The 12,738-nt window shown below is 57.6% G+C and carries 11 protein-coding genes, 1 pseudogene and 1 riboswitch; of the genes and pseudogenes, 8 read left to right on the forward strand and 4 right to left on the reverse strand.

Features of this window, described 5'->3' with window-relative positions; genetic code table 11:
- The first annotated feature begins 237 nt into the window (after positions 1 to 237).
- The gene (locus BN874_RS22045) at positions 238 to 1,941 is read left to right on the forward strand and encodes a coiled-coil domain-containing protein (RefSeq protein WP_051497326.1); all 1,704 of its coding nucleotides are present in this window, start codon (positions 238 to 240) and stop codon (positions 1,939 to 1,941) included.
- A 315-nt stretch (positions 1,942 to 2,256) separates the two neighbouring features.
- On the opposite strand, the gene aqpZ is transcribed toward BN874_RS22045, so the two are convergent.
- From aqpZ to BN874_RS02440, 4 genes are all read right to left on the reverse strand, one after another.
- Positions 2,257 to 2,976 (reverse strand): aquaporin Z, encoded by a 720-nt coding sequence (gene aqpZ / locus BN874_RS02425; protein WP_034430616.1) that lies wholly within the window; start codon positions 2,974 to 2,976, stop codon positions 2,257 to 2,259.
- Between the two features lie 116 nt (positions 2,977 to 3,092).
- Entirely contained in the window at positions 3,093 to 5,945 is a 2,853-nt protein-coding gene (locus BN874_RS22050; protein WP_051497327.1) for an ATP-binding protein, read from the reverse strand.
- Positions 5,920 to 6,921, reverse strand: a complete 1,002-nt coding sequence (locus BN874_RS02435) for a hypothetical protein (RefSeq protein WP_034430617.1) — start codon at positions 6,919 to 6,921, stop codon at positions 5,920 to 5,922. Before BN874_RS02435 ends, BN874_RS22050 begins: the two co-directional genes overlap by 26 nt.
- Positions 6,918 to 7,298, reverse strand: a complete 381-nt coding sequence (locus BN874_RS02440; protein WP_034430618.1) for a response regulator — start codon at positions 7,296 to 7,298, stop codon at positions 6,918 to 6,920. The genes BN874_RS02435 and BN874_RS02440 overlap by 4 nt, the downstream gene beginning before the upstream one ends.
- Before the next feature lie 198 nt (positions 7,299 to 7,496).
- Positions 7,497 to 7,713, forward strand: a riboswitch (cobalamin riboswitch).
- Positions 7,714 to 7,851: 138 nt separating this feature from the next.
- On the opposite strand from BN874_RS02440, the gene BN874_RS02445 reads away from it, so the two are divergent.
- From BN874_RS02445 to BN874_RS26320, 7 genes and pseudogenes are all read left to right on the forward strand, one after another.
- Positions 7,852 to 8,535, forward strand: coding sequence for an energy-coupling factor ABC transporter permease (locus BN874_RS02445; protein ID WP_034430619.1), 684 nt, complete (start codon positions 7,852 to 7,854; stop codon positions 8,533 to 8,535).
- Positions 8,535 to 8,846, forward strand: a complete 312-nt coding sequence (locus BN874_RS02450; RefSeq protein WP_034430620.1) for an energy-coupling factor ABC transporter substrate-binding protein — start codon at positions 8,535 to 8,537, stop codon at positions 8,844 to 8,846. Before BN874_RS02445 ends, BN874_RS02450 begins: the two co-directional genes overlap by 1 nt.
- Positions 8,833 to 9,585: a cobalt ECF transporter T component CbiQ gene (gene cbiQ, locus BN874_RS02455; RefSeq protein WP_034430621.1), complete on the forward strand. Its 753-nt coding sequence runs from the start codon at positions 8,833 to 8,835 to the stop codon at positions 9,583 to 9,585. The genes BN874_RS02450 and cbiQ overlap by 14 nt, the downstream gene beginning before the upstream one ends.
- On the forward strand, positions 9,582 to 10,481 hold the full coding sequence (locus BN874_RS02460) for an energy-coupling factor ABC transporter ATP-binding protein (protein WP_051497328.1): 900 nt from the start codon (positions 9,582 to 9,584) through the stop codon (positions 10,479 to 10,481). The genes cbiQ and BN874_RS02460 overlap by 4 nt, the downstream gene beginning before the upstream one ends.
- Positions 10,481 to 11,530, forward strand: a complete 1,050-nt coding sequence (locus BN874_RS02465) for a DMT family transporter (protein ID WP_034430622.1) — start codon at positions 10,481 to 10,483, stop codon at positions 11,528 to 11,530. The genes BN874_RS02460 and BN874_RS02465 overlap by 1 nt, the downstream gene beginning before the upstream one ends.
- 71 nt (positions 11,531 to 11,601) lie before the next feature.
- Complete coding sequence (locus BN874_RS26315) at positions 11,602 to 12,114, forward strand: transposase family protein (RefSeq protein ID WP_154724709.1); 513 nt, start codon at positions 11,602 to 11,604, stop codon at positions 12,112 to 12,114.
- A gap of 77 nt (positions 12,115 to 12,191) precedes the next feature.
- A pseudogene (locus BN874_RS26320) lies at positions 12,192 to 12,738 on the forward strand (transposase family protein); the annotation flags it as partial.

Raw genomic sequence — 12,738 nt, forward strand, 5'->3', positions numbered from 1 at the left:
ATTTATTAAATGGAATGCCGCAGGCGAAGGGTGATCTGTATTCTTTATGCTTTTGATCTGCAAGAAAATCGGCCCTGTCACGATGGCCGCCTCACCGAACTTTCAGCGTAATGCCAAATCCCGATAGTGTGGGAGTCCGCTTGCGGGCGGTTCCTAATGAGTTATCGCCTGCAAGCAGACTCTTGATAACCGACGAATACCTATACGGAAATGGGATCAACCTACCGGAGGAATTCCATGTCTTTTCGCTGGCTAGCCCTCGTCGCCCTCTGTGTTCTGTTGAACCCGGTGCATGCCCAGCCGGTCACCGCTGCCGCTCCCTCGGAAAACAACCCTGAAGCCTTGCAACCCGTGGAACCCCCCTCACAGGAAGAACAATTACGGACGCTTCTCGACACCATCAAGGAGGTCGAAACCGAGCGCGCCACCCTCAGTCGGCAATTAAAGCGCACTGCCGACACCGCTGAAGCAAAACAACTCAACGATCGGATCGAACAGATCGCCAACCGACTTAAGGAACTGCAGACCGCGTTCGAACAACTGGCAACCGGAGGGATCAGTGGATTGGAGCTTCAGCGACAGGCCGGCGCGGCGTTCAACTGGCAAAAGGAACTGGAGGATGTACTCCGACCGCTGTTCGACGAACTTAAACAGTTGACCGAACGACCGCGCACCATCGAGCGTCTGCGCAGCGAACGGACCATGTATCAAAACCAGATCCAGACTGCTGACGCCGCCATGGCCCATATCGAAAAAACCTTGATGACGATGGAGGATCCCGTCGTTAAAAAGGCGCTCAAGGCGACCTTGGAACAATGGCAAAGCTATCAGGAAGATGCATCAAGCCATCTGCAGCGAATCAATATCCAACTCGAACGGCTGGCGGCGCCAACCCAGGAACCCGGTCAGGGGCTCGCGGTCACCCTCCAGGAGTTTGCCAACGGTCGGGGGTTAAATCTGGTGCTCGCGCTGGGGGGGTTCACGCTGATGTATCTGGTCTTGGCGGGGTTGGGCCGGCTGGTTGGCAGGGTGATGAACCGGGGTCGTGAACCCGGCACCCGCCGAACGGCGCGAGTGGTTGCATTGTGTTTCCGGGTGCTGACCCTGATTCTGGCTCTGTTTGTCGCTTCCCTGATTTTGTACGCGCGTGGCGACTGGCTGCTGCTGGGTCTGTTAATTTTGCTGGTGATCAGCTTCTTGTGGGGATTGCGGCAATCACTGCCGCGCTACATGCAGGAGATTCGCACGCTGCTCAGCATGGGTGGCGTTCGGGAAGGCGAACGAGTCATCTACGAGGGGGTGCCGTGGAAAATCACCTCGCTCAATCTGTATTCGACCCTGCATAACCCCCTGCTGCGCCGCGGCGTGCTGCGGTTGCCACTGGACAGGATGGTCAGCTTGCAGTCGCGTCCCTACGCCCCGCAAGAACCCTGGTTTCCCAGTCAGGAAAACGACATTGTGATTCTGGATGGCGATATCTACGGCAAGGTGCTGTTGCAAACGCCAGAGGTCGTGCAGCTTCAGGTCATCGGCGCGACCACCAGCTACACCGTCGCCAATTACTTGGGCAAGAACCCCCGCAATTTGTCACGCGACGGCTTTGCTGTGCCGATGGTTGTTGGTCTGGATTACCGGCATCAGGGTGAGATTCTGACCGGCATCGTCCCGGCATTGCGCACCTATCTGGAGGAGCAGTTAAAGGAACAGCCGTTCCATCCCTACCTCACGACGCTGCTGGTGGAATTCAACGAAGCCGCCAGTTCCTCGCTGAATTTGTTGCTTGTGGCGGTTTTCACCGGCGCCGGGGCCGATCATTACTGGTCGATTCGCCGCTTCCTGCAACGCGCCACAGTCAGCGCCTGCAATCAGTATGGCTGGACGATCCCGTTCGATCAGTTGACTGTGCACTTGCCGCCGGCGCAGCAACGGCTGCCGCGATAGCGGTAGGGGCTCAGAGGCTGTCTAAAAACTAAGTTATTGATCTGTTTAATGGTGGAGTCGAGTTAAAACTGGCTAGAAGCGGGTTCCGCGCTAAATTTTTGTTCAAAATCAAAAACTGGCTAGAAGCGGGTTCCGCGCTAAATTTTTGTTCAAAATCAATGGCGAGTTTTGCGACAGTCTCTCACCGCTGCCGGGTGAATATCGCAATCGCGGTGCGGTGGACTGGCGGAGTTTTGCAACCGGGCACGGTGTTTAGCACGGTCGGACGATAAAAAAGGCGCGTTGCGACGCGCCTTTTTGCCTGCGGTTACAGCTTCAGGCGGGATGATCGCTCGCCATCCAGCGGTGGAAGAAGCCCGCCACCGCTGCGCCGAGGATGGGCGCAAGCCAGAACAGCCACAACTGCTGCAAGGCCCAGCCGCCGACGAAGATCGCCTGACTGGTGCTGCGCGCCGGGTTGACCGAGGTGTTGGTGACCGGGATGCTGATCAGATGGATCAGCGTCAGACACAGGCCGATGGCAATGGGCGCGAAGCCAGCCGGGGTGTTCTTATGGGTCGAACCCAGGATGACAATCAGGAAAAAGAAGGTCATCACCACTTCGGATACCAGCGCGGCGGTCATCCCATAGCCTCCCGGCGAGTGCGCGTCGAAACCGTTGGCGGCAAAACCGCTGGCGACCAGATCAAACCCCGGCTTTCCCGTAGCGATCAGATAAATGATACCCGCGCCGGCGATACCGCCCAGCACTTGGGCGATGATGTAGGGAATCAGGTCGGAAGCCGGAAAACGACCGCCGGCCCACAAACCGACCGAAACGGCGGGATTCAAATGGCAACCGGAGATATGGCCGATGGCATAGGCCATGGTCAGCACGGTTAAGCCGAAAGCCAGTGCTACGCCAACCAGAGCGATGCCGAGGGGATACTTGTCAGGGCCGTAGAAAACGGCGGCCAGCACAGCGCTGCCGCAGCCGCCTAATACCAGCCAGAGGGTACCGATGAATTCAGCAGCGAGACGATTTGTCAGGGGCATGTTAAACCTCGTCGAAATGTTGATTATTGGTTGTTGATGATAACAGAGACAGATTGCCAGCTAAATTATACATGTTGCTGGCTGGATTTATTTTAAGAATAGCTGGCCGAACCGGATTATCCATTCCCGGTTTCGCCCCGTTCCAGCAGCGTCCGTAACTTCTTTCCCAATTCGGCTTTCCGGTAGGGCTTGGTTAAGACATCAACGCCCTCGGCAAGCTGGCCGCTCCCAATCAGGGCATGTTCGGTATAACCCGAAGTGAATAGTACCCGCAGTCCGGGATAACGGCGTTGGGCTTCAGCGGCCAGCCTGGCGCCGTCCATCTCGCCCGGTAGCACGATATCGGTGAATAACAGAGCAATCCGGGGTGTCCTTTCCAGCAGCCGGATCGCTGTTTCAGCTTCGCCGGCCTGCTGGATTTCATAGCCCATGCCTTGCAAGGCGTTGACGGCGAACAGGCGGACATCGGCATCATCTTCGACCACCAGAATGATTTCACCCTGGCCTTGAATTGCGCTATCGGCGATAGGCAGCGGCTCTGCGGCAGGAGTGGCTGCTGACACGGTCGGTGGCAGATAAAGCCGCACCGTGGCGCCTTGGCCGGGTTCGCTGTAGATCGTGATATGCCCGCCGGACTGTTTGACCAACCCGTAGACCATGCTCAGACCCAGCCCGCTGCCCTTGCCGGTTTCCTTGGTGGTGAAAAACGGTTCGAAGACATGCTCCAGCACCGCCGGCGTCATGCCAATGCCAGTATCGCTGACGGTCAGCATAACGTAGGAGCCGGGTCGCACATCCTCGTGCGCTGCATAATCAGCGTCGAGCTGGACATTGGCGGTTTCCAGCGTGAGCCTGCCGCCTTGAGGCATGGCGTCGCGAGCGTTGATGACCAGATTAAGCAGGGCATTTTCAAATTGATCCGGATCGATCAGCGTCTGTTCCAGATTGGTAGCCAGTATCGTGTCAATCTGGATCGTCGCGCCCAGGGTACGCCGCATCAGGTCGAGCATTCCGAGTACCCGCTGGTTCAGATCGGTGGGTTGCGCCAGCAGCGGTTGGCGCCGTGCGAACGCCAGCAACCGCCGGCTGAGATTGGCGCCCCGATCCACCGCCTTGAGGGCCTGCTGAGTGAGTTGATGCAGTCGGGGCTGCGCCGTCAATTGCTCGTGCAACAGTTCCAGATTGCCCATGATGATGGCGAGCAGATTATTGAAATCATGAGCAATTCCTCCGGTCAACTGGCCGATGGCCTGCATTTTCTGCGCTTGCCGGAGTTGGGCTTCAGACTGTTTGCGCTGAGTGATGTCGCGGGCTACTACGATGGCGGCGGACTTGGCGTCAAACTGCACCTCAAGCGGCGCGGTACGCGACTCGAACCAGCGCAGTCCTGAAGGGGTTGCCAGCTCGTATTCGGCAATTTGAATGCGCTGGGTCGCCAGTGCGCGGCGGATAATATCGAGAAAAAATTCCGCCATTTCCGGGGAATGCACCTGGCTCAGGAGTTTCCCCCGGAGCGGGCCGATGGCGATCTGATCCCGCCGCGCGGCCAGAATTTCGCGATAGCAACCATCTTCGTCAACCACGAACACCAGATCGGGAATTGCCTTGGTTATGGCGAGCAGCCGGGCTTCACTTTCCCGCAAGGCTTTTTCCGTCTGTTGGTGTTCCGCGATTTCCCAGGTGAGGGAGTCGTTGGTCGCGGCTAACTGGGCGGTGCGTTCGCTGACCCGTTGTTCGAGTAAAACATTGGCTTCGCGCAATTCCGCATGAGCCTGTTGCATCGAGGCTCGCATGGTATTGAACGAGCGGGTGAGTTCACCAATTTCATCGTCCCTCTCGACGGGAATATCTTCGTTCAGGCCCCCATTGGTCAGTCGCCGGGTCGCTTTGGACAGAGCGATCAGGGGAAGGGCCAAGAATTCGGCGCGCTGCTTGGACAGGACATAGGCCACCCCCAGCATGATAAAGATCAGCGCTATCAGGTTACCGACCGTCATGGAACTGGCGGCGCTCGCTGCTTCGGCTTCTTGTTCCAGGCGCATCCTGGAGTTTGCCGCCAGCGCTGATGCCAACGCGATGACCTGATTTGCCAGCGGATCGGTTTCCTGAGCCAGGGTGTGGATCGCGATGTTCCAGTTGGGCGAGCGGCGGATGCGGATCACCTCCTGTGCGAACTGGGTGAAGGCGCGCAATTCCATTCGCAGCAGGTTCAGAAACTGGGATTGCTCAGGGGTGGGCAGCGGACTGGTAGTCAGTTGTGCGACCGTGGCTGTGGTCCGTTCCAATTGCTGGCGGAACTGCTCTTCGTAATTCAAGCCGTTGCTGCCCAGGATTTCCCGCAGCAGCAGGTGCGTGGTGGCGAAGGCGTTCTGAAGTTCCGCCAGGCGCGCCAGCAGGATTTTGCGCTCGGAGCCGCCGTCCTGCGCGATTTCCTCCTGAAGCAGGGCTGCAATCACCGAATTCAGTTTATCGGCGCTCGGCTCAACGTCGAGTAGATAAGCGACCCGCGCCGGGTCGTTGCCTGGCGTGTGCGCGATGTCCTGCACCCACCACTGCGATTCCCGCAGATCGGCCAGCAGCGCCTTAAGGTTTTGCAGGCGTTGTAGATCACAGGCTTGCTCAAGTACGCGCCGACACTCCTGGTTAAGCAGGGCCAGCGCCGGCTGGATATCTTCGCGCCAGGCCACTTGCCAGTCGTCCAGAAATTTCTGATCGTTCAAGCTAACCCAGCCGCGCAGGTTAGCCAGCGAATGTTGCACCCCGGTGAGCATCTGCGACGAGGCTTGCATCAGCGGTACGCCCTCATTCACCAGCAGGTTCACTCGGGCGCGCAGTTCGAAGGTGGAGATCAGGGCGATGCAGAGGATAGCCAGTCCCACTGCCGCAACCGATAGATGGGACAGCAGGAGCTGTCGACCCAGCGACCGTTGTTGTAGCGTGCGTTCATTTTTCCGGGGTGTCGGACTCATGGCGGATATTCCCGGATGGCGTGGAGCAATGGGCCGATGCGTAGCATTCGAGTTGCTCCAGTTGCGCTTGCAGGATGCCGGCGCGCTGGTAGCTGTGCGCGGGGAATTTCAATCCCGGATAGATGCTCTGAGGTGGCAGTTTGGCGATACCCAGGTGTTTGTGGAGAAGATCAAGCTGGGAGACGATCAGTGAAGCCACAACGAACACGTCATTCGGCGTCAGATGGGTCGTATCGATCTGGCGGATGTCAACGGTGAGTACGGGAAGCTCCAGCGCTTGAAAGAGACGGGTAATGCTTTGCAGGCAGGCGATCAGTCGGCGGTATACATCACTGGGGAGCTTGTTGGGTTCAAAGGGGGGTTCTGCCGGAATCCGGATCGCGTCGGGATAGTGCGCCAGCAGGCGAGCAGCATAACCGACCGCCAGAGTCACCTCAGTGTAGACGTCGGTCGGAGCGAAATGCCGCTCCAGCAGCGAATCCAACTGGCGGTTCAGGTTCAGGATCGCGGTAAAGAGGTCGGTCGCGAGGGGCACCAACGCCATTTCGGTTGTCTCGGCCAGCTTCAATTCGCCCATGATCTGGCGGAGAAGACGATGAGCCTGTTGCAAAGTGGGGAGAATATCCTGCATATCGATATCGCCCACAGGCACCGAGGGGGCCGGCGAATGAGTTCGCACGACTTCGAACATCAATCGGTCGGTTTTTTGCCACAGCGTCAGCGTCTGAAAATACAGATCGCGAGGCAGGTCGCTGCGAATGCCGATGTCCAGCTCGCTGACCTTGGCGACCCCCATAAATAGACGCAGTTGTTCCAAATCGCGGCTAAAGACTTCCATTTGTCGGGAAATAGCGGCGACTGCTGCCGCGTTGCTTTCGGTGGGTGGTGGGATCGCCGGAGCGTTGATATCAGTGGCGCTGGCGCTGAACACCACGATCAGAAACATCAGTTTTAGAGACGTGCGCCACGGAATCATGGAGGATTCTGCCTGCTGAGAGCCGCACGCAACTGGGGCAGCGCAACGGGTTTTACCAAAGTCGTCACAGTGCGTAACCCCATGAATTCTGCCAGTGTTTTCGCCTCTTGGGCGTAATCCGTGCCGTAGCCGGTAGTGATGATTAGGTCGTTGGTGTAGCCCTGTTGCAGCGTCCACAGCACTAATTCGTTACCGTCAATATCCGGCATGATCATATCAACGATGATCAGGGTTGGTTGAACTTCGGCATAGCACTTCTGAAACGCTTGGCCGTGGGTGGTCACGGTCACTTCGTAATCGAGAGTGAGGGCAACTCGGCGGACAAATTCACCAAATCCGGGTTCGTCGTCAACGATCAGCAGGCGTTTCGGGTTCATCGCGTGGTGTCCATGGTAGTTTTTGGGCGGGGTTGAGTACTCCGAATTATATTGCGCTGTTAGTATTGTGCGCCGCAACACGGGTTCAATCAACGTCTCGATTCAGTACAAAAATTCATTGTTTCTATTCATAATTTATCCTGAAGTGGTATTTCAAACAGCGGGCAAAGTTGACGCTATCAGCGGTCGGGCTTAACATCGCCACGTTAGCGATAAGGTTTCCCCTCTGGCGCTCGCCGGAGGGAATGAAAAGGGAATCTGGTGCGGCAGCCATAAGGTTGCCAATTCCAGGGCTGCCCCCGCAACTGTAAACAGCGAGTCACCCCCCGCGCACCACTGGCTGAAATGGCTGGGAAGGTTGGGGAAGCGATGAAGACCTGTGAGCCAGGAGACCTGCCGATGTCGTATTCCAGCTTGATTCCGGGCGGGGTGTTCCGGGGTTGCGGACCGTCTCAGCCAGCGCGTCGCTTTTAACCTATAGGTTGCGGTGACCGCTTCCCCACGACGACCTCTCCCCGATTTTGCCCTGCCCAATAACCGGGGAGGTTTGTCAATGCACATTGCTGAAGGTTTTTTGCCGCCGTTGCACGCCGCCGTGTGGACTGCGGTTTCCTTGCCGTTGGTCATTATCAGCGCCCACCGTGTCAATCGCCTGATGCAGGATCAGCCGCAGATCAAGCTGTTGCTGGCGGCATCGGGCGCGTTCGCGTTCGTGCTGTCAGCGCTTAAATTGCCGTCAGTGACCGGTAGTTGTTCTCATGCGACCGGCACCGGATTAGGCGCAATTCTGTTTGGTCCCTCGGTGATGGCGCTGTTGGGAACCATCGTGTTGCTGTTTCAAGCATTATTACTGGCGCATGGCGGTTTGACCACGCTGGGTGCGAATGTATTTTCCATGGCGATTGTCGGGCCGTGGGTGGCCTATGGCATCTTGCGTGGGACACAGGGGTTGAACGCGCCGTTGGCGATGAGTGTGTTTCTGGCGGCGATGCTGGGTGATATGGCGACTTATACCGTCACCGCTGGTCAATTGGCGCTGGCCTTTCCCGATCCGGCCAGTGGCATTTTGGGGTCGTTCATTAAGTTCATGGGCGTATTTGCGCCGACTCAGTTACCGCTGGCGGTGATTGAGGGTTTGCTGACCGTGGTGATCGTCAATTTATTGCGGCAATACAGCCAGGATGAATTACGCGATTTGCAGGCTTTTCCCCGGTGGTTGGCAGCGGAGGCGCGCTGATGAACCGGCATAATCTGAGCTTGATCGCAGTGGCAGTGGTGTTGGTGGTCGTTTCGCTGGTGGTCGGCAGCCGACGGGAAGGCGCTGAATTCGCCGGTGCCGATGGGCAGGCGATGGCGGCGGCAACCGCGCTTCATCCTGATTATCAGCCTTGGTTTAAGCCGGTCTGGGAACCGCCTTCCGGCGAGGTTGCAAGCCTGCTGTTTGCGTTGCAGGCGGCGTTGGGTGCCGGAGTACTGGGTTATTACCTGGGCTTTAAGCGCGGCCAATCCCGGCAACGTCAACCGGATCGGGTTGATGCAGGCGATTGATCATTACGCCTGGACCAACCGCTGGCGCGACCGGCATCCAGCCGAAAAGCTGTTGCCAGCGATCAGTCTGCTGACGCTGACCCTGATATTGCCGCCGTTGAGCATTGGCCCGCTGGTGCTGGCGGGTACGATGCTGGCAATGGTGTATGGCGCGCAAGTGCCGCTGCGAACAGTGCTGAGTATGTTGGCTGCACCAGCAATGTTTTTGTTGGCCGGTGTCCCTTTTTTGGCGATGTCGCTGGATTTCACCCACGGTTTCAGCCTGCATTTTTCTCCTGACGGTTGGCGGCTGGCGCTGGATACCATCGTGCGAGCCTTGGCGGCGGTAAGTTGCCTGAGCTTCCTGACCTTGACGACGCCTTTGGTGGATTGGGTTCCGCTGTTGCGGCGGGTGGGGATTCCCGCCGGCATCGTCGAACTGATCCTGCTGGTGTACCGGCTGATTTTCGTGTTCGCTGAACGGGCGCTAACCGGTCGGCAGGCGCAAACGGCGCGGTTGGGCTATTCGCGGCTGGATCGCAGTGTGTGTTCATTGGGCCTGTTGGCGGGAAATCTATTTCAGCGATCTCTGGAACAGGCGCGGCGGCTGGAAATCGGGCTGGCAGCGCGCGGTTATCGTGGCGAATTGCGAGTGTTGACGCCGGAACGTTCGCTGTCGTGGATGAGGCTGACGATAGCCATGGCGTTCGTGGTCCTGATAGGGGTCATGGGTGGTTTGCTGGCGCGTGGTTGGAGATGACTGCTCCACTACTGGCGGTTCGGGGACTGGAGTACACCTATCCGGGCGGTATTGCCGCGCTGCGTGATCTGAACCTGACCGTCGAGCGGGGTTGCAAGCTGGCGATTCTCGGCGCCAACGGATGCGGTAAAACCACTTTGTTGCTGCATCTCAACGGCACGTTTCGACCGACTCGCGGTGAAATTCTGCTGGATGGTCAGCCGGTTGGCTACGACCGCCGTTGCCTCGACCAATGGCGACGACGGGTGGGAGTGGTGTTGCAGGAGCCGGATGATCAGTTGTTTGCCGCCACGGTGGGTCAGGATGTTTCCTTCGGGCCGATCAATCTGGGGCTATCGGCGGCGGAAACCGGCGAACGAGTGCGCGAAGCGCTGGAGTCGTTGCGGATTGCGCATTTGGCTGACCGCGCCACCCACCGCCTGAGCTTTGGCCAAAAGAAGCGGGTCGCTATTGCCGGGATATTGGCGATGCGCCCGGAAATTCTGGCGCTGGATGAACCCACTGCCGGCCTGGATTCGCACGGTGTCACCCATCTGCTGGGTGCCTTGCAGCAGCTGCACGAAGCCGGTACCACCCTGGTGTTTTCGACCCACGACGTGGAACTGGCCTATGCCTGGGCTGATCAAGTGGCGTTGTTTCATGAGGGCGCGGTGTTGCGTCAGGGCGAGACGGCTGCGGTGCTGGCGGATCGCGAGGTCATGTCACGGGCCAGGTTGCGACCGCCGTTGCTGCTGGAACTGGCGCAACTGCTGCGGGAAGAAGATGGTGACGACGCATGGCAGCCGCCGCGCTCACGAGAGGCATTGCTGACGTTGTTGCGTGAACGGTTGCGGGATAGTGGCGTTACTGAAGAGGGCGGTGGTGAGCGATGCCGTCAAGCTGCCGAGCCGCAGTAATGAAGGGAATAGGCTATGCGATGGAGGCGGCGCTTCTGTTTGGCGCCGCCACGCCCTTGGCCAAGTTACTGCTGAATGAAGCGCCGCCGCTGCTTTTGGCGGGGCTGTTATACCTCGGAGCGGGTCTGGGATTGACGCTGTGGATCGTTGCTCGCCGTGGGCTGGATGCTCTGGGGAGAGCCGATGAGGCCGCTTTATCGATCAGCGATCTGCCGTGGCTGGGCGGAGCGATTCTGACCGGCGGAGTGTTAGGGCCGATTCTGCTGATGACCGGCCTGCGCCTTACGCCAGCGACCAGCGCTTCTTTGCTGCTCAACTTGGAAGGTGTCTTTACCACCCTGATAGCCTGGTTCGTGTTCCGGGAGAATTTTGATCGCAGGATTGCCGTTGGGATGCTGGTGATCGTCGTGGCCAGCCTGCTGTTGTCGTGGGGAGGAACGCTGGATCTCGGTTCGCCTTGGGGATCGGTTTGCATCATCGGCGCCTGTGGGTGCTGGGCCATGGATAACAACCTGACACGCCAGATATCGGCTTGCAATCCACTCCAGATCGCCTGCATTAAGGGTCTGGTGGCAGGGAGTGCCAGTACGCTTATGGCATTGTTGGGCGGGATAAGCGCGCCGCCGCTGGGGATTGTCGCCGCCGTCGCCGTAGTCGGATTCCTCGGTTACGGACTGAGTTTGGCGCTTTACATTCTGGCCTTGCGCCACATCGGCACCGCCCGCACTGGGGCTTACTTCTCACTCGCCCCCTTCATCGGCGTGGTGCTATCGCTGGTCATGTTCGGCGAAGTTCCCGGTATGCTGTTCTGGCTGGCCATGGTCTTGATGGCATGGGGATTATGGCTGCATCTGTCGGAACGGCATAATCATGAACATTCGCATGATGAGAATACGCACAATCATCAGCATACCCATGACGAGCATCATCAGCATAGCCACGATTTCCCGTGGGGTGGAGGCGAACCGCATACGCACTCCCATCACCACGCCGGGCTATGGCATACCCATCCTCATTTTCCAGACATCCATCATCGTCACCATCATTAGTGCTCTGTCAATCTTTAAATAATGGATACCTATAGTTCGGACAGTTTCATGCAGCGATAGCCTTATAACCAATGGTGCTAGTTTTTTCCTCCTGTAAATTTTCCTGTGACGGAAACTTCGGCTCTCTGGTATTTCAAGGGGTAGTAAAGTATAATGCTATCAACCAGTTGCCAACATCAAGTGAGATTTTTATAGTGGATAAGTCATTAGATGATCTGAAGAAGGCTTTTAATGTTATTTTGGACATTCCTAATGTTGTAGTGGATGAAGTAGAAATTGACCGTCAAGAGAACTACAGAGTCACTCTTCATAGCATAGAGCAGGGAACCTATTGCCATAAATGTGGCCATTTTATTGATCATTTTTATGGGCATGGTGAGTTCATTACGCTCAGGCATTTACCTGTGATGGGTCGGCAGGTTGAATTGCGTCTTCGTCCACGACGGTACCTCTGTACACAATACGAGGAGCTGTCAACGACATCCCAAAAATTGGGATGGTATGAACCTCGAAGTGGATGCAGACCCAGGTTGCATACTCCATTGATAAATTACGCGATGTTCGACTTTTTCGATGATCGATGAAGGTAGGCCGACGCGGCATGGCGGCGTGAGATACGCTGAGAGGAACCCACCACCTCAACGTTCGCGGGGACGTCGCCATGCCGCTTGAAAACTTTATCATCACGGGGTTTTGCTGGATAGAAGCCCACTGGGGTCTGGTGATCGGGGATCAGGGCTTGCGCCAACGGAGTTTTGCCCCGAAGTTGACCGACAGTGAAGTGCTGACGATGGAAGTCGTGGGTGAATTCTTGGGCCTGGATACGGATCGGCACATTTGGCAGTACTTTTGTCAGCATTGGCAACCCTGGTTTTCCCATCGGGGATCGCGCACCCCTTCGCCCAGCAGGCCGCGAACCTCTGGGCCATCAAACAACACCTTCATCAGCAGTGGGTCATCGAGTTGGGGGCGGCAGTGGATCCCATTCATCTCGTCGATGGGTGCCCCCTGCCCCTGTGTGTCCTGACCCGCGCCTCGCGCTGCCGGCTCTTTGCCGAGGAGGCGGGCTACGGGTACTGCGCCGCTAAAAAGCAGCCTTATTAACTTCACGGCCATCTGATGATCACGGTCGACGGCGTGATCACTGCCTGCACGGTGACCACCGCCGCTGGCGATGAACGTGAAGCCCTCTGGGAGTTCACTGAGGG

Origin of the sequence: Candidatus Contendobacter odensis Run_B_J11 (genome assembly GCF_000531125.1) — a bacterium.
Lineage (GTDB): Bacteria > Pseudomonadota > Gammaproteobacteria > Competibacterales > Competibacteraceae > Contendibacter > Contendibacter odensensis.